Here is a 17,881-nt window from a genome sequence, read left to right as displayed (position 1 = left end):
AAAGCGCGCAAATGCTGAACGCGCGCCGCCGTTCCCTGTCCTTAAGCTGTCGACGATTATGCCGTGTCAGCATTAAAAATAAACCGGCAAGGTTTTTTTCAGAAAAAAATAAGGGTTATAGGTTGCAGGCGACGCCACAGAGACAGATGAAGATATAGAATAAAATTTCCTTTAAAATCTGATTATTGCTCTTATCCACTACTCTGAATAGCAATAAGGATTATATTTATACAGTAAATATATTTAGTAAATTTTATATATTACTGATTTTAAGTTGTGCCAGCATAGCAGGCGGTAACAAAAAACCCGTAGGCAGCGTTGTATCCATTCGACAAGTAAGTACTGAGCAAACAGATGTGTAGAAGGGGGTGGCATGAGCGGATTGTCGCTGAAATCGAGCCAGCCATTGAGAAGTGGCAAGAAAACGGCTCCCTGTTGTGGAAGCCGTTATAGTGCCGCAGATCAAGGAATGGTCAACCGATCCTTAACCGATCGGCATTGCGCCTGGCGTTTTTTTTAAGAGCGTGATTACGCCTGGCCTTTGATCTCTTTACGACCGTTATACGGCGCGCGAGAACCCAGCGCTTCTTCGATACGAATCAACTGGTTATACTTAGCAACGCGATCGGAACGGCTCATGGAGCCGGTTTTGATCTGGCCTGCCGCAGTGCCTACTGCCAGATCGGCAATGGTCGCGTCTTCGGTTTCGCCAGAGCGGTGAGAGATAACGGCAGTGTAGCCCGCATCTTTCGCCATTTTGATCGCAGCCAGGGTTTCGGTCAGCGAACCAATCTGGTTGAACTTAATCAGAATGGAGTTAGCAATGCCTTTCTCAATACCCTGCTTGAGGATTTTAGTGTTGGTAACAAACAGATCGTCGCCAACCAACTGGATTTTGTCGCCCAGCACTTTAGTCTGATAAGCGAAGCCATCCCAGTCGGATTCGTCCAGACCGTCTTCGATAGACACGATCGGGTACTGTTTGGTCAGCTCTTCCAGGAAATGGGTGAACTCTTCGGAGGTAAAGGCTTTATTGCCTTCGCCAGCCAGTACATATTTGCCGTCTTTGTAGAATTCAGACGCCGCGCAGTCCATCGCCAGGGTAATATCTTTGCCCAGCTCGTAGCCAGCCGCTTTCACCGCTTCAGCGATTACCGCCAGCGCTTCTGCGTTAGAACCCAGGTTCGGCGCGTAGCCGCCTTCGTCGCCAACAGCGGTATTCATGCCTTTCGCTTTCAGCACTTTCGCCAGATGATGGAATACTTCAGAACCCATGCGGATAGCTTCTTTCACGCTGGAAGCGCCAACCGGCTGGATCATGAACTCCTGGATATCAACGTTGTTGTCAGCGTGCTCGCCGCCGTTGATGATGTTCATCATCGGCACCGGCATTGAATATTTACCCGGGGTGCCGTTCAGCTCAGCGATATGCTCATACAGCGGCATGCCTTTGGAAGCAGCAGCGGCTTTCGCAGCGGCCAGAGATACCGCCAGAATAGCGTTCGCGCCGAAGTTAGATTTGTTCTCAGTACCATCGAGATCGATCATGATCTTATCGATGCCAGCCTGATCTTTAGCATCTTTGCCAACGATCGCCTGAGCAATCGGCCCGTTAACCGCGCCAACGGCCTTGGTTACGCCTTTGCCCAGAAAACGAGATTTGTCGCCATCGCGCAGTTCCAGCGCTTCGCGGGAACCGGTGGAAGCACCTGACGGCGCAGCAGCCATACCAACGAAGCCGCCTTCCAGGTGAACTTCAGCTTCAACAGTCGGGTTACCACGGGAATCGATGATTTCACGACCAATGACTTTTACGATTTTGGACATTAGGTTTTCCTCAAGTCTCTAGTTAAACTAAAACGCTGGACAGACAGTGCAGTCCTTTACATTCTTCCTTCGCCCTGCACCCTGCGCCGCATCAACCTTCATTAGCCGCTGAAAACCGGCTCATCCGGCCTGCTGCAATCTCGCTTAAGCCTCTGCGCCCTATGAGAAGCGCAGGGGCAAAACGGCGCCACACCGGCGTTGTTATGGGCTATTACTTCGCCTGGCGCTTCTGGTATTCGCTGGCGGCTTTTACAAAACCGGTAAACAGCGGGTGCCCGTCGCGCGGGGTGGAAGTAAATTCCGGGTGGAACTGGCAAGCCACGAACCACGGGTGATTCGGCACTTCAACAATTTCGACTAACTGGTCGTCCCCGGAGCGGCCTGCAACGCGCAGACCCGCAGCTTCAATCTGTTTTAACAGCAGGTTATTGACTTCATAACGATGGCGGTGACGCTCGGTAATTGTCGGCTCGCCGTATAGCTGGCGTACCAGGCTTTTATCAGTAAGCTGACACTGCTGCGCGCCAAGGCGCATGGTGCCGCCAAGATCGCTCTTTTCAGAACGCACTTCTACATTGCCGTTCTCGTCACGCCACTCGGTAATGAGCGCAACAACCGGATATTTACAGTCTGGCACAAATTCAGTTGAGTTGGCATCAGCCATGCCCGCCACGTTACGGGCAAAATCAATCAGCGCCACCTGCATACCCAGGCAAATGCCCAGGTAAGGAATATTGTTTTCACGGGCATAGCGCGCAGTGGCGATTTTGCCTTCTACGCCGCGATAGCCAAAACCGCCTGGAATCAGAATGGCGTCAAGCCCTTTGAGCACATCCGTGCCGCGGGTTTCAACATCCTGAGAATCTATCAGACGAATATTCACCGCCTGACGATTTTTTAGCCCGCCGTGCTTGAGCGCTTCAATCACGGATTTATACGCATCCGGCAGCTCAACGTACTTCCCGACCATACCAATGGTCACCTCGCCGGCAGGGTTAGCTTCTTCGTACAGCACCTGCTCCCATTCAGACAGATTGGCTTCGGGGCACGATAAGCTGAATCGTTTACAAATATAATCGTCAAGCCCCTGGGATTTCAACAGGCCCGGGATTTTATAAATAGAATCCACGTCTTTAAGGGAGATAACGGCCTTCTCCGGCACGTTGCAAAACAGCGCGATTTTCGCGCGTTCATTGGCCGGCACGGCGCGATCGGAGCGGCAAATCAGCATGTCCGGCTGAATACCAATAGAGAGAAGCTCTTTTACGGAATGCTGGGTCGGTTTGGTTTTCACTTCGCCAGACGCTGCCATATAGGGCACAAGCGTCAGGTGCATATACAGCGTGTGCTCACGGCCCACTTCCACCGCCATCTGGCGAATCGCTTCAAGGAACGGCAGGGATTCTATATCGCCAACCGTACCGCCGATTTCCACCAGCACGACGTCATAACCTTCACCGCCTTCAATGATGCGTTCTTTAATGGCATTGGTGATATGCGGGATAACCTGAACGGTTGCGCCGAGATAATCGCCGCGGCGCTCTTTGCGCAGGACGTCGGAATAGATACGGCCCGTTGTGAAATTGTTGCGCCGCGTCATACGGGTGCGAATAAAGCGCTCGTAGTGCCCCAGGTCCAGATCGGTTTCCGCGCCGTCTTCGGTCACGAACACTTCGCCATGCTGAATTGGGCTCATTGTGCCCGGATCGATATTGATATACGGATCCAGTTTCATCATGGAAACGTTGAGGCCACGGGCTTCGAGAATGGCTGCGAGAGAGGCTGCGGCAATGCCTTTACCCAGAGAGGATACGACCCCGCCGGTCACAAAAATATAATTCGTTGTCATGCTGAACCTGAGAAGTTAGGTTTAAAGACGATGGAATAACCAGGACGGGAAAGCAGTATACCCGAATAGATCGGGCCTAACAAATCCTTCCTGCTCCATGCGCCTGCGGCGTCTCGCATTACCACGGGCCGAAAAAAGTACCTTTTATGGTGAAAATGTTTTTGACGCAAATCAACTCCGCTGCGTTTGTTTTCAGGCATTCCCCTAAGACTTCCCCCGCGCGAGACCAATAAAGCGCAATAAACGAGCAAACCGGGTAAATATTCCCCACAAAAGCTTAATAACATCAATAAACTGAATTAACTTAAAATATATCAATAGATTAAAGTCACAATCCAGACAATTACCTTACATTTATTCGCCATTATTCGCCCACGGTTTGCCAGGCGCCATTTCCCACAGCTAAAACGCAGCCCTATTTCACGCGTTCCCGCTGTTTTACCTGTTGCCAGGCAGCGTTCATCTGCGCGAGCGTCGCCTGCTCCATTTTTAGCCCCTGTGCTGCAATCAGGCTTTCCACCTCGCGAAACCGGCGCTCAAATTTACGGTTAGCCTTTGCCAGCGCCATTTCCGCCTTTACGCTAAGGTGGCGCGATAAATTGACCGTCGCAAAAAGCAGATCGCCAATTTCCTCTTCAAGCTTTTCACCGTCGATCACCGCCTGACGCGCTTCATGCATCACCTCGTCAAGCTCTTCATGCACTTTCTCCACCACCGGCCCCAAACTATCCCAGTCAAACCCCACGGCCGCTACGCGCTTTTGTATTTTATGGGCGCGCATCAGCGCTGGCATATTTAGCGCAATATCGTCAAGCGCTGAAAACTGAGCTTTCTGCGCGCGTTCCTGGCTTTTGGTATGTTCCCAACGCGCCAGCGCTTCGCCGCTGTCAACCAGCGCCTGGGCATCGCCAAAGATATGCGGATGGCGTCGTTCCAGCTTATCGCTAATAGCCCGGCAAATATCGCTAAAGTCGAAACGCCCCTCCTCCTGCGCTATCTGCGCATAAAAAACGACCTGAAACAGCAGATCGCCCAGCTCACCGCGAAGGTCGTCAGTATCGCGACGGGCGATAGCATCCAGCACTTCATAGGTCTCTTCAAGGGTATAAGGGGCGATAGTGTCAAATGTCTGAACCTTATCCCAGGGGCAGCCCGTTTCCGGGTCGCGCAGACGTTGCATAATGCCAAGCAGACGTTCAATTTGTTTCATGGTTTTCCTGTTAATAATTTTCCCGCGCGATTCGCTTACAAAGCGCGCAGGCATCAGCCGTGCAGGCGACGCGCGTTAATGATATCCGGCACCTGATTTAATTTGCCCAATACGCGGCCAAGCACCTGGAGGTTATAGATTTCAATATTCATATCAATGGTCGCCAGTTGCTGGCGGGTATCGCTGCGGCTGGTTACGCCCAGAACATTGACCTTTTCATTGGCAAGGATAGTGGTGATATCGCGCAACAGCCCGCTGCGATCGTTGGCGGTTACGCGCACCACCAGCGAATACCCCGCCGAGTAGTTCTCCCCCCAGACCGCATCGACAACCCGCTCTGGCGCGTGCGAACGCAGTTCCGCCAGTTGATCGCAGTCGGCGCGATGAATGGAAATACCGCGCCCCTGGGTGATAAATCCAACAATTTCATCGCCAGGAATCGGCTGGCAACAGCGGGCGATATGATGCATCAGGTTACCCACGCCCTCGACCACCACGCGGCCGCCGTCTTTAGCCCTGGCGCCCTGCGGCGTATACGTTTTCTGCTTTAACTGACGTAGCGCCTGCGCATCCTGCTCTTCCGCGCTCGGCTTATTAAATTGCGATTGCAGGAAGTTAATCATCTGGTTTAGACGGATATCGCCGCCGCCGATGGCTGCCAGCAGTTCTTCGATTTCATTGAAGTTATAGCGCGGCAGCAGGCGCTTCTCCGCCTCCCTGAGGCTAATACCCAAACGCTCCAGTTCATCATCGAGTATCTGCCGCCCGGCAAGGATATTCTTGTCGCGATCCTGTTTGCGAAACCAGGCGTGGATTTTTGAGCGCCCGCGGCTGGTCGTAACATAGCCCAGGTTGGGGTTAAGCCAGTCACGGCTGGGATTGGGCTGCTTTTGCGTGATGATATCGACCTGATCGCCCATTTGCAGTTGGTAAGTAAACGGCACAATACGCCCACCGATTTTCGCGCCGATACAGCGGTGCCCCACGTCGCTATGAATATGGTAGGCAAAGTCCAGCGGCGTGGAGCCTGCCGGCAAATCCACCACATCGCCTTTCGGGGTAAATACATAAACCCGGTCGTCAAAAACCTGGCTGCGCACTTCATCGAGCATTTCGCCGGAGTCCGACATTTCTTCCTGCCAGGCAATCAGCTTGCGCAGCCAGGCAATACGATCTTCATAGCCGGAACGCCCGGGCGTGGCGGCGCCTTCTTTGTATTTCCAGTGCGCGGCCACGCCCAGTTCCGCCTCTTCGTGCATCTGCCTTGTGCGAATCTGGATTTCCACGGTTTTCCCGTTCGGCCCAAGCACTACCGTATGGATAGACTGATAGCCGTTAGGCTTAGGGTTGGCAACGTAGTCGTCAAACTCATCCGGTAAATGACGATAGAGCGTGTGTACGGTGCCCAGCGCCGCATAGCAGTCCTGAAGGCGCTCAGCGACAATACGCACAGCCCGCACGTCAAACAATTCATCAAAAGACAGATGCTTTTTCTGCATCTTGCGCCAGATACTGTAGATATGCTTCGGGCGGCCATAGACTTCGGCCTTCACGCCTTCGGTTTTCATGGCATCGCGTAGCCCGGATACAAACTCGTCAATGTAGCGTTCGCGGTCAATGCGTCGTTCATGCAGCAACTTCGCGATACGCTTATATTCGGCGGGATGGAGATAACGGAAACAGTAATCTTCCAGTTCCCATTTAAGCTGGCCAATGCCGAGGCGGTTAGCCAGCGGAGCATAAATATTCGTACACTCTTTCGCCACCAGCACGCGCTCATCCTCCGGCGCGTCTTTCACTTCACGCAGATGCGCAATGCGCTCGGCCAGCTTGATAACCACGCAGCGGAAGTCGTCAACAATGGCCAACAGCATACGGCGCACGTTATCAACCTGTTCAGAGGAAACGGCGTTATCGGTATGCGTCGCCTTAAGCTGGCGGATAGCATCCATATCGCGCACGCCGTGAATCAGCCTCACCACCGGCTTACCGACAGTATCGAGCAGCACTTCTTCCGTCACTACGCCGCCATCGGCCAGCGGGAAGAGCAGTGCGGCGCGCAGCGTATCGATATCCATACTCAGCGTGGAAAGGATCTCCACCATCTCCACGCCGCGCCACAGCAGCAGATCCGCCTGCGGATGGCCCTTCATTTGCTGCTCGCAATATTGCCAGGTTTCGGCCAGGCGCTCACAAGACTGCGGGTTAACCCCCAGGCTCGCCACCCATTTATCCGCAGCGAACTCGCCAGCTTTATTGAGATGTGCACTTCTTACCGCAACCATTATCCTCTCCTCTCGGCACAGCCTGGCCGCCGCACTGCGCAGCCATTCAACTCGTTAACGCCGTTCAAACAGCGCCATTGATTCCAGATGCCCGGTATGGGGAAACATATCCAACATCGCCAGCCGCGTAAGCGCATAGCCTGCCGCACACAGCGCCGCGCTATCACGCGCCAGCGTACTCGGATTGCAGGACACATAAACCACGCGCGAGGGCGCCAGTTCGCCGATGTGGCGCATCACGCCAGCGGCCCCGGCGCGCGCCGGATCGAGCAACGCCTTGTCCACGCCCTGCGCAGCCCAGGGCTGGCGGGAAACGTCCTGCTCCAGATCTTCATGCCAGAATGTTACGTTATTTAAACCATTATATTCAGCATTATATTTTGCTTTTTCTACCAGCGCAGCCACGCCTTCCACACCAATAGCGCTTGCGGCCTGCCTGGCCAACGGCAGCGTAAAATTCCCCATGCCGCAAAACAGATCGAGCACCCGTTCGCCGGGCGTAATCGCAAGCCACGTCAGCGCCTGCGCCACCATCTGCTGATTCACCTCGTCATTAACCTGGATGAAATCGCGGGGGCTGAACGCTAAGCGTAGCCCCCCCGACTGGTACCAGGGCGTTTCACCGTTGACCTGCTCAAGCTTATCGCTCCCGGCGGCGAGATACAGCGCCACGGCTTCAGAATGCGAAAAGCGTTCCAGCTTTTCTCTGTCTTTTGCACTGAGCGGAGCCGTGTGGCGCAATACCATTAGCGGGCCGTTATCCGCCAGTACCAGTTCCACATGTCCTAACCGGCGCGCGCCCTCAAGCGAAGACAGACAAAAATGCAGCGGCGCAAGCAGCGCTTCAAGGCGGGGCGCCATAACCGGGCACTGGCGAATATCCGCCAAATCCGCCGATCCGGCCTTGCGAAACCCCATTTGCAGCGTTTGCGTGCGTGACAAAAAGTTCAGACTCAACCGCGCCCGACGGCGGTAACCCCAGGGCGCGCCCGCGATTATCTCATCCACGTCATGCTTCATCATGCGTGCCAGCGCCTGCGCTTTACTGCGCTGCTGAAGCGCCACGCTGGCATGCTGCTGCTGGCAACCGCCGCAAACGCCAAAATAGGGGCAGCGCGGCGCGATACGCTCCGGGCTATCGCTAAGGCGGCGTTTCACAACTGCCGTAGCGTAGCTGCGTTTTTCACTCTCCATAACGGCCTCCACGCTTTCGCCTGGCAGCGCGCCGGGCACAAATACCGTTTTCCCTTCATGCCTGGCCACTCCCTGCCCAAAGGGATCAAGGTCGTTAATGTTAAGTGTTATGATCTTACGCGTCGTCACGCGTCGCTTTGCAGAGTAGAATTGCGCCATTGTCTGTTTCTGAATTGCCCTTTTACCGTTTGACTAATTGTCCCATATCGGAACCTCATGACCAACTACAGCCTGCGGGCACGCATGATGATACTGATTCTCGCGCCAACGGTGCTTATCGGCCTGTTGCTCAGTATCTTTTTCGTTGTACACCGTTATCACGATCTCCAACGCCAGCTTGAAGACGCCGGAACCAGTATTATTGAACCTCTGGCGGTCTCCAGTGAATATGGGATGAGTTTTCACAACCGCGAGTCTATTCGTCAACTGGTGAGCGTGCTGCATCGCCGCCACTCGGATATTGTGCGCGGTATTTCGGTTTATGATGAAAATAATCGTCTGTTCGTCACCTCCAATTATCAGCTCGACCATTCTCTGCTACGTCTGCCGGACGGTTCACCTTTGCCGCAGGGGCTGACTGTCACGCACAGCGGCGATTACCTGATATTGCGCACGCCAATCATTTCCGAACGCTACTCGCCGGATGAATCAGAGGTGACAGAGGCCAAACCTGCGGATAATACAATGGGGTATGTGGCGCTGGAGCTGGACTTGCATTCAGTGCGGCTACAGCAGTACAAAGAGATCTTTACCTCCACGCTCCTGGTACTGTTTTGCGTCACGATCGCATTGATTTTCGCCCGGCGCCTCATGCGCGATGTCACCGGGCCTATCCGCAACATGGTCAATACTGTCGATCGCATTCGCCGCGGCCAGCTCGATAGTCGCGTCGAGGGCTTTATGCTCGGCGAACTGGATATGTTGAAAAACGGCATCAACTCAATGGCAATGTCGCTCACCGCCTATCATGAAGAGATGCAGCACAACGTCGATCAGGCTACTTCCGACCTGCGCGAAACGCTGGAGCAGATGGAAATTCAGAACGTTGAACTGGATCTGGCGAAAAAGCGCGCGCAGGAAGCGGCGCGTATAAAATCTGAATTCCTGGCCAATATGTCCCACGAGCTGCGCACGCCGCTCAACGGCGTCATTGGCTTTACGCGCCTGACGCTAAAAACCGACCTGAGCGCCACCCAGCGCGACCACCTCAATACGATTGAACGTTCAGCGAACAACCTGCTGACCATCATCAATGACGTGCTGGATTTCTCCAAACTGGAGGCCGGTAAGCTGATACTGGAAAGCATTCCGTTCCTGTTGCGCACCACGCTTGATGAAACCGTCACGCTGCTCGCCCACTCCGCCCACGATAAGGGGCTTGAACTCACGCTAAATATTAAAAACGACGTGCCGGATAACGTGATTGGCGATCCGCTACGCCTGCAACAAATACTGACTAATCTGGCAGGCAACGCCATTAAATTTACCGAACACGGCAGTATCGACATTATTGTTAACCGGCGCGCCATCAGTAACAACAAGCTGCAAATCGAAGTACAAATCCGTGATACCGGCATCGGCATTCCTGAAAAAGATCAGTCGAGGCTGTTCCAGGCCTTCCGCCAGGCGGACGCCAGTATCTCACGCCGCCACGGCGGCACTGGCCTGGGGCTTGTTATTACCCAGAAACTGATTAATGAAATGGGCGGTGATATCGCCTTCCACAGCCAGCCGGGGAACGGTTCAACGTTCTGGTTCCACATCAACCTCGATTTGAACCCGAACGCCGCGCTGGATATCCACGCTCTCGACGCGCTGGCGGATAAACACATCGGTTACGTTGAGCCTAACGCCGCAGCGGCGCAGGGTACGCTGGATATGCTATCGGGTATGCCGATACGGGTAACCTATAGCGGTTCGCTTAACGCTCTGCCGGACGATCGCTACGACTATATTTTACTGGGCGTACCGGTGGCTTTTCAGGAAGCGTTCGCACTGCCGCAAGCCGTGCTCAAACAAGCCTCGGCTATGACCGACTGTCTGCTGCTGGCGGTGCCGTGCCATGCGCAGGTTAACGCCGAACTGTTCATTCGCAACGGCGCTGCGGCCTGCCTGATAAAACCCGTTACGCAAACCCGCCTGACGCCGCTGCTGCTGGAGCACTGCAGCGAGAGCCATGTCGCCACAAGCGCAGTGAAGCACAGCGATCGATTGCCGATGACGGTAATGGCGGTAGATGATAACCCGGCCAATCTTAAGCTTATCGGCGCGCTGCTTGACGACCAGGTGCAGCACGTCGTGCTATGCGAGAGCGGTACCCAGGCCATTGAGAACGCCCGCCAGATGGCGTTTGATTTGGTCTTAATGGATATCCAGATGCCCGATATGGACGGGATTCGCGCCTGTGAACTGATTCGTCAGTTGCCTCAACATCAGTACACGCCGGTGGTTGCCGTCACCGCGCACGCGATGGCCGGGCAAAAAGAGAAACTGCTCAGCGCCGGAATGAACGACTATCTCGCCAAGCCTATAGCTGAAGAGAAACTCCACGCGCTATTGTTACGCTACGGCCCGAATTCCGGCATGTTACTGCCCATGCCGCTGCCGGAGCCAGCCATACCGCGTACCCATCCTGACGCCACGTTCGACTGGCAGCTTGCGCTGCACCAGGCGGCCAACAAAAGCGATCTGGCGCGGGATATGCTGGCAATGTTGCTGGATTTTCTGCCGGAAGTACGCAATACCGTTGAAGAACAGCTCGCGGGCGAAGCGCCGGAAGGGTTGCTGGAGGTCATCCACAAATTGCATGGCAGTTGCGGGTACAGCGGCGTACCGCGGTTGAAAAAGCTGTGTTATCTGGTTGAGCAGCAAATGCGCAGCAATATTCCACCTGAACAACTGGAACCTGAACTGTTAGAACTGCTCGATGAAATGGACAACGTAACCCGCGAAGCGAGCCAGTTTTTGAAGTAGCGGCGCGCTGAACTGTATTCAGCGTGCGACGAAAGCGCTCTGAAAAGAGAAAACCGGCGTAACGACGCGGTTGTCGGTTATCGCCAGGCGGCATGCTTTAGAAAACGCTCGGGAAATGTAACCGGGGAGCGACACCATGCGCTCCCCCGGTTACAAAGCGAACGGCGCTTGCCGCTAACCCAGCATACGCCCCATTGCCAGCGCGGCTGCAATGTTTCGCGCCGTGCGGCGCACGTTGTCGGCCGCATTATCTAACGCCTGTTCCAGCGTACAAATACTGTCTATAACGCTAAATACGGCATCGATCCCCTGCTCATGCACCACGCCCACATCGGGCGTCAGGCTACCGGCAATAGCGATTGTCGGCTTTTGATAGCGTTTTGCGATGCGCGCCACGCCCACCGGCACCTTACCGTGAATCGACTGACTGTCCAGGCGGCCCTCGCCGGTAATAACCAGATCGGCATCCTCAATTTGCGCTTCGAGCTTCAGCGCCCCGGTAACAATCTCAATACCAGGACGCAGGCGCGCGCCGCAAAACGCATACAGCGCGGCCCCCATCCCCCCTGCCGCGCCGCCGCCGGGTAACGTCAGCACATCTTTACCTAAATCACGGGCGACGATCGCAGCAAAATGGCTCAGCGCATCATCCAGTATTTTCACCATCTCCGGCGTTGCGCCCTTTTGCGGGCCGAAAACCGCCGAAGCGCCCAGCTCGCCGGTTAACGGGCTGGTGACGTCGCAGGCAACGTCAATACGACAGCGCTCAATTCTCTTATCCAGCCCGGTAATGTCCACCTTCGCCAGCCGCGCCAGCGCCGCGCCGCCAGGCGGCAGGCAGGCGCCGTCCGCGTCAAGCAAACGTATGCCCAGCGCCTGTAGCATACCCGCCCCCGCGTCGTTGGTTGCGCTGCCGCCAATGCCGATAATAATATGTTCAACGCCGGCATCCAGCGCATGGCATATCAGTTCGCCAGTGCCCCATGAGGTGGTTATACGCGGATCGCGCTGCGCAGGCGCGAGCAGCTCAAGCCCGCTGGCCGCCGCCATTTCAATAAACGCGCTGCGCCCATCGCCGGACAGTCCATAAAACGCGGGCACCGGCAAACCCAGCGGCCCGGTAACCTCCAGTTCGAGGCGCCGCCCGCGGGTCGCCGTAATCATTGCCTCGACGGTGCCTTCGCCGCCGTCCGCCACGGGTAGTTTTATATATTCCGCCGTCGGAAATATTTCGTAAAACCCCTGCTCGATACAGCAGGCAACTTCAAGCGCGCTCAGGCTTTCTTTATATGAATCCGGCGCGATCACTATTTTCATCGGCGATCCTTATAGTCAACGGACTTCGCTCACCGGGAGCGGGGAAATCTATCTTTACTCCCGGCGCACAACCGGGCATTGTTGCGTATCAACGAACCATGCAGGGGCGTTTATTATCAAAACGCCAGCCCGGGATCAGAAACTGCATTCCCTGAGCATCATCACGCGCGCCAAGGCCGTGTTTACAATACAGCTCGTGCGCCTGCAGCACTCTGTCCATATCCAGTTCAACCCCCAGCCCCGGCGCATCCGGCACTTTTACCTTACCGCCGCGGATTTCAAACGGCTGGCGGGTGAGGCGCTGATTGCCCTCCTGCCAAATCCAGTGGGTATCAATTGCGGTAATATTACCCGGCGCCGCCGCGGCCACGTGTGTGAACATGGCCAGCGAGACGTCAAAGTGGTTGTTGGAGTGCGAGCCCCAGGTCAGACCGAATTCATGACACATCTGCGCGACCCGCACCGATCCCTGCATTGTCCAGAAATGCGGGTCCGCCAGCGGAATATCGACCGACTGTAGCGACAGCGTATGTCCCATCTGCCGCCAGTCGGTGGCTATCATATTCGTTGCCGTCGCAAGACCGGTTGCGCGGCGAAATTCCGCCATGACCTCGCGTCCGGAATAGCCCTGTTCCGCACCGCACGGATCTTCGGCGTAGGCCAGCACGCCGCGCAACTGTTTGCCAATACGGATAGCCTCTTCCAGCGACCAGGCGCCGTTAGGATCGAGCGTAACGCGCGCTTTTGGAAAACAGCCCGCCAGCGCGCTAATCGCTTCAGCTTCCTCCTCGCCCGCCAGCACGCCGCCCTTGAGTTTAAAATCGTTAAAGCCGTACTTCTCATAGGCGGCTTCCGCCAGCCGCACAATACGCTGCGGCGTCATTGCCTCTTCGTGGCGCAGACGATACCAGTCGCATGCCTCATCCGGCTGGCTCTGGTACGGCAGCGTCGTGCGCGTGCGATCGCCAATGTAGAACAGATAGCCCAGCATCTCCACTTCCGTTCGCTGCTGGCCGTCGCCAAGTAGCGAAGCGACATTCACCCCCAGATGCTGCCCAAGCAGATCAAGCATGGCGGCCTCAATGCCGGTTACCACATGGATAGTGGTGCGTAAATCGAAGGTTTGCAGGCCACGCCCTCCGGCATCGCGATCGGCAAAGCGACGACGCACCTCGTTAAGCACATTTTTATACTGGCCCAGCGACTTGCCGACCACCAGCGCAACGGCATCTTCCAGCGTCTGGCGGATTTTTTCTCCGCCGGGAATCTCGCCTACGCCAGTGTGCCCCGCATTGTCTTTAATAATGACAATATTTCGGGTAAAAAACGGCGCATGAGCGCCGCTGAGATTCATCAGCATACTGTCATACCCGGCTACGGGAATAACCTGCATAGCGCTAACAACGGGGGTGGATGTACTCATGGCAAAATCCTTTCTTAATAAATTAGCCGCGGCCAAAGGCCGGGCGCTTGCGATCAAATGTCCAGCCCGGCACCAGATAGCGCATGGCGCTGGCGTCGTTACGCGCGCCGCCGGGTAGTGTGTTATACAGCGCATGGGCCTGCTCTATGCGCGTCCAGTCAGGCTCAATACCAAGCCCTGGCGCATCCGGCACGGCGATTTTGCCGTGGCGAATAGTCAGCGGCGCGCGAGTCAGGCGGCATTCGCCCTCCTGCCAGATCCAGTGAGTGTCAATGGCCGTGGGCGTACCGGGCGCCGCTGCGCCTGCATGGGTAAACATAGCGAGCGAAATGTCAAAATGGTTATTGGAATGGCAGCCCCAGGTTAGCCCCCAGTCGTTGCAAAGCTGCGCCACGCGCACCGCGCCGCTCAGCGTCCAGAAATGCGGGTCCGCCAGCGGGATATCGACCGCGTTGAGCATGACGGCATGCCCCATCTCGCGCCAGTTGGTGGCTATCATATTCGTCGCGACCGGCAGGCCGGTCGCGCGGCGAAATTCCGCCATAACCTCGCGTGCGCTATATCCCTGCTCTGCGCCACACGGATCTTCGGCATAGGCCAGTACCTCTTTCATGCCCTTACACAGCGCAACGGCTTCATCAAGCAGCCAGGCGCCGTTGGGATCGACGGTAATACGCGCTTTCGGAAAATGTTTTTTTAGCGCGCAGGCGGCGCTCAACTCTTGCTCGCCGGCCAGCACGCCGCCCTTGAGTTTGAAATCTTTAAAGCCGTAGCGATCCTGCGCCGCCTGCGCCAGTTCAACGATCGCCTCTACGCTCAGCGCCTCCTGATGACGCAGGCGATACCAGGGATGGGCGCCGCGCACGCCCTCCAGATACGGCAAATCGGTTTTCCTGCGATCGCCTATGTAAAACAGATAACCCAGCACCGTGACCTCATCGCGTTGCTTACCTGGGCCGAGCAGTTCACATACCGGTACATTCAGCGCTTTGCCAAGCAGGTCAAGCAGCGCGGCCTCCAGCGCGGCAACCGCATTAACCCGTAGCTCAAACGTCCACGCGCCTTTGCCGAAGGTGTCAAAATCCGCCGACTGGTTGCCAAGGTGCACCCGCTGCACCAGCTTATTCATACGCGCCACTTCCTGGCCTACAACCTGTGGAACGGCATTCAACAAAGTTTGATAAATCACCTCTCCGCCGGGCGCTTCGCCAAGGCCGGTATTCCCGGCGCTGTCGGTCAGCACGACGATATTGCGGGTAAAGAACGGCGCATGCGCGCCGCCAATATTGAGCAACATGCTGTCGTGCCCCGCGACGGGGATAACGCGCATTTCAGTGATAACCGGGCTTGATTGCGTGCTCATGGGCGCGCTCCTTAGCAAAAGGTTTAAGTTCGATACGTTTGATATCCCCAACCAGCACCAGGTAGCTGAGGATCGCGACAAAGGCGTGGATACCAACGTAGATCAACGCGCCGCTAAAGGAACCGGAAACGCCCACAATATAGCCAATGGCGATTGGCGTAACGATGCCGGAAATATTGCCAAACATATTAAACAGGCCGCCGCTCAGGCCGCTTATCTCTTTCGGCGCTGTATCCGCCATCACCGCCCAGCCGAGCGCCCCAATCCCTTTGCCGAAGAAAGCAAGCGCCATAAAGCCCACCACCATCCATTCGGCCTGGACGTAGTTACAGAACACCATACTGATTGACAGCAGCATCCCGACCACAATAGGCGTTTTACGCGCCACATTGAGCGAGCCGCTGCGACGCATCAGCCAGTCGGAAATAACGCCGCCAAGCACGCCGCCAATAAAGCCGCATACGGCTGGCACCGAGGCAATAAACCCGGCCTTAAGTATCGACATACCGCGCGCCTGCACCAGATAAACCGGAAACCAGGTAATAAAGAAGTAGGTGAGCGCGTTAATGCAGTACTGACCTATATAAATGCCGATCATCATACGCGAGGACAAAAGCTGTTTAATCTGCCCCCATTTCTGTGAAAAGGGCACGCGGGCTTTATCGCTCTTCTGATCCATGTTGACCAGCGCGCCGCCCTGCTCGATATAGTCCAGCTCGGCCTTGTTCACGCCTGGATGGCTTATCGGATCGTGGATCATTTTCAGCCAAAGGAAGCTGATAATAATGCCAAGGCCGCCCATAAAGAAAAACACGTGCGACCAGCCTACCGCATGGGTAAGCCAACCCATAATCGGCGCGAAAATAACGGTTGCGAAATACTGGGCCGAATTAAAGATAGCGACCGCCGTGCCACGCTCCTGCGCCGGAAACCAGGCAGCGACGATTCGGCTGTTGCCGGGAAATGAGGGCGCTTCGGCAAGCCCGACCAGAAAGCGCAGCGTAAACAGCGCCACAATGATGCCAAACCCGTTAAAAATATCGACGAAACCCTGCAGCAGGGTGAACATCGACCAGACAAAGATCGACCAGAAATAGACGCGTTTTGAACCAAAGCGGTCAAGCAACCAGCCGCCGGGAATTTGCCCAATAACGTAAGCCCATGAAAAAGCTGAGAAGACATAACCCATACCGATAGGATCAAGGCCAATATCGCGCGCCATTTCCGATCCGGCAATGGACAGCGTGGCCCTGTCGCCATAATTGAACGAGGTGACGATAAACAGCATCACCACTATCCAGTAGCGGGCATTGGTGCGCTTTTCGACCACGCTCTGCGCCTGGCTAAATGTGTTCATGTTGTACTCCTGAATAATAGCCTGTGGCTACATCCATTCTGAACAGCGCAACTCCCTGGTTAATCAGAATGATATGCAGTGACAATCCGCAGCCGTTGGCTTCTGAATACACATGCTGCGGTGATGAACGGACAGGAGACAGTATAAAAATGGGGCTTCGGAGGCTCACCGTGCAGCGATACAATATTGACGGTCAATGAACACGGAATTTAAGGCATGCGCACAGCCGGATGCGCTATGCTTCACGAAATAGCGAATGTATCCCGCCGGATAGCCTCGCTGGCGGTAATGCCCGACGGCGGGCGTTAGCCCCGCGCCCCATAAAACCGCACACGTTAAAAGCGAGCAGGGATGCAGGCCGGATAAAAAGAAAAGAGGCCCGGTAATGGGCCTCAGATTGTTGACAAAGAAGGAAAAAACGGCGTTTTTCCTTCTTTGTAGTAAGCAGGCGAAAATCAATACATTGATTTTCCTTATTTTTTATTGTATTTCATCCATCCTGACTGCGACAGGATGGGGTTTGTCAGCAGTCTCAGGCCCGGTAATGGGCCTCAATATGGCATGGCTAATTTGCAGTACTATGAATAGTTATTCACAAACGGGCTTTACTGACGGGCATTATGGTTTCAAAGCGCGGGCAATTGCCTTCCCCACGCTTCCACCCACAGGTTCGATACACTTTCAGGTTCGGGCGCTTCACTGGCGTCAATTGTCAGCACTTCGCCAAGGCGGGTAGCCCCCTGCTCGCGCAGCAGCGCATCGAACCGTTTGCCGCCGCCACAGTAGTTTTCGTATGTGCTGTCGCCCAACGCAATCAGACCGTAGCGAAGTTCACAATGGCAGCCCAGCGTTTTTATCGCCTCAAACAGCGGTACAATGCTGTCGGGCAACGCCCCCTGCCCGGTCGTGGAGGTGACAATCAGCGCATAGCCGCTGCGATACAGCGCCCAGTCCTGCGCCCGGGGGTCTTCATACACTTTCGCCTTATGCCCCTGGCGGCTCAGGATAACCTGCGCCTCTTCTGCAACCAGCAGCGCGTTGCCATAAACAGTTCCGACAAAAATGCCCACATCGGCCATAGCC

The 17,881-nt window shown here is 55.4% G+C and carries 11 protein-coding genes; 1 reads left to right on the top strand and 10 read right to left on the bottom strand.

The annotated features are described in order from the left end of the window. Nucleotides 1-528: 528 nt before the first annotated feature. The 5 genes from eno to rlmD form a co-directional block, all read right to left on the bottom strand. Nucleotides 529-1,827, bottom strand: coding sequence for a phosphopyruvate hydratase (gene eno / locus JJB97_RS06330; RefSeq protein WP_238713185.1), 1,299 nt, complete (start codon nucleotides 1,825-1,827; stop codon nucleotides 529-531). A gap of 211 nt (nucleotides 1,828-2,038) precedes the next feature. Further along, entirely contained in the window at nucleotides 2,039-3,676 is a 1,638-nt protein-coding gene (gene pyrG / locus JJB97_RS06325; RefSeq protein ID WP_238713184.1) for a glutamine hydrolyzing CTP synthase, read from the bottom strand. Between the two features lie 415 nt (nucleotides 3,677-4,091). Then, entirely contained in the window at nucleotides 4,092-4,886 is a 795-nt protein-coding gene (gene mazG / locus JJB97_RS06320; protein ID WP_238713183.1) for a nucleoside triphosphate pyrophosphohydrolase, read from the bottom strand. Between the two features lie 53 nt (nucleotides 4,887-4,939). Beyond that, nucleotides 4,940-7,171 carry a GTP diphosphokinase gene (gene relA / locus JJB97_RS06315; RefSeq protein ID WP_238713182.1) on the bottom strand — a complete coding sequence of 744 codons (2,232 nt, stop codon included), beginning with the start codon at nucleotides 7,169-7,171 and terminating at the stop codon, nucleotides 4,940-4,942. Nucleotides 7,172-7,225: 54 nt separating this feature from the next. After that, a complete protein-coding gene (gene rlmD, locus JJB97_RS06310; protein WP_238713181.1) occupies nucleotides 7,226-8,524 on the bottom strand; it encodes a 23S rRNA (uracil(1939)-C(5))-methyltransferase RlmD in 1,299 nt (432 codons plus the stop codon). Between the two features lie 57 nt (nucleotides 8,525-8,581). Here rlmD and barA point away from each other — a divergent pair, with 57 nt between their 5' ends. Beyond that, nucleotides 8,582-11,338 (top strand): two-component sensor histidine kinase BarA, encoded by a 2,757-nt coding sequence (gene barA, locus JJB97_RS06305; RefSeq protein ID WP_238713180.1) that lies wholly within the window; start codon nucleotides 8,582-8,584, stop codon nucleotides 11,336-11,338. A gap of 174 nt (nucleotides 11,339-11,512) precedes the next feature. On the opposite strand, the gene JJB97_RS06300 is transcribed toward barA, so the two are convergent. The 5 genes from JJB97_RS06300 to JJB97_RS06280 all read right to left on the bottom strand — a co-directional run bounded on the left by JJB97_RS06300 (nucleotide 11,513) and on the right by JJB97_RS06280 (nucleotide 17,877). Continuing rightward, entirely contained in the window at nucleotides 11,513-12,655 is a 1,143-nt protein-coding gene (locus tag JJB97_RS06300) for a glycerate kinase (RefSeq protein WP_238713179.1), read from the bottom strand. 88 nt (nucleotides 12,656-12,743) lie between these two features. After that, entirely contained in the window at nucleotides 12,744-14,078 is a 1,335-nt protein-coding gene (gene gudD, locus JJB97_RS06295) for a glucarate dehydratase (RefSeq protein WP_238713178.1), read from the bottom strand. 22 nt (nucleotides 14,079-14,100) lie between these two features. Beyond that, nucleotides 14,101-15,441 (bottom strand): glucarate dehydratase family protein, encoded by a 1,341-nt coding sequence (locus tag JJB97_RS06290; protein ID WP_238713177.1) that lies wholly within the window; start codon nucleotides 15,439-15,441, stop codon nucleotides 14,101-14,103. Continuing rightward, nucleotides 15,410-16,798: an MFS transporter gene (locus JJB97_RS06285; RefSeq protein ID WP_238713176.1), complete on the bottom strand. Its 1,389-nt coding sequence runs from the start codon at nucleotides 16,796-16,798 to the stop codon at nucleotides 15,410-15,412. The genes JJB97_RS06290 and JJB97_RS06285 overlap by 32 nt, the downstream gene beginning before the upstream one ends. Nucleotides 16,799-17,424: 626 nt before the next feature. After that, nucleotides 17,425-17,877, bottom strand: a complete 453-nt coding sequence (locus tag JJB97_RS06280) for a flavodoxin (RefSeq protein WP_238713175.1) — start codon at nucleotides 17,875-17,877, stop codon at nucleotides 17,425-17,427. Nucleotides 17,878-17,881 lie beyond the last annotated feature (4 nt).

It is taken from the genome of Tenebrionibacter intestinalis, from assembly GCF_016632365.1.
GTDB lineage: Bacteria > Pseudomonadota > Gammaproteobacteria > Enterobacterales > Enterobacteriaceae > Tenebrionibacter > Tenebrionibacter intestinalis.
The sequence above is the reverse complement of the archived record's forward strand: the minus strand, read 5'-3'. Positions and strand labels throughout refer to the sequence as shown.

Excerpts from the sequence above, each read along its gene's own strand:
- JJB97_RS06290 (WP_238713177.1), bottom strand. The coding sequence starts at position 15,441 with ATGAGCACGCAATCAAGCCCGGTTATCACTGAAATGCGCGTTATCCCC.
- gudD (WP_238713178.1), bottom strand. The coding sequence starts at position 14,078 with ATGAGTACATCCACCCCCGTTGTTAGCGCTATGCAGGTTATTCCCGTA.
- JJB97_RS06300 (WP_238713179.1), bottom strand. The coding sequence starts at position 12,655 with ATGAAAATAGTGATCGCGCCGGATTCATATAAAGAAAGCCTGAGCGCG.
- rlmD (WP_238713181.1), bottom strand. The coding sequence starts at position 8,524 with ATGGCGCAATTCTACTCTGCAAAGCGACGCGTGACGACGCGTAAGATC.
- barA (WP_238713180.1), top strand. The coding sequence starts at position 8,582 with ATGACCAACTACAGCCTGCGGGCACGCATGATGATACTGATTCTCGCG.
- pyrG (WP_238713184.1), bottom strand. The coding sequence starts at position 3,676 with ATGACAACGAATTATATTTTTGTGACCGGCGGGGTCGTATCCTCTCTG.
- JJB97_RS06285 (WP_238713176.1), bottom strand. The coding sequence starts at position 16,798 with ATGAACACATTTAGCCAGGCGCAGAGCGTGGTCGAAAAGCGCACCAAT.
- relA (WP_238713182.1), bottom strand. The coding sequence starts at position 7,171 with ATGGTTGCGGTAAGAAGTGCACATCTCAATAAAGCTGGCGAGTTCGCT.
- mazG (WP_238713183.1), bottom strand. The coding sequence starts at position 4,886 with ATGAAACAAATTGAACGTCTGCTTGGCATTATGCAACGTCTGCGCGAC.
- JJB97_RS06280 (WP_238713175.1), bottom strand. The coding sequence starts at position 17,877 with ATGGCCGATGTGGGCATTTTTGTCGGAACTGTTTATGGCAACGCGCTG.
- eno (WP_238713185.1), bottom strand. The coding sequence starts at position 1,827 with ATGTCCAAAATCGTAAAAGTCATTGGTCGTGAAATCATCGATTCCCGT.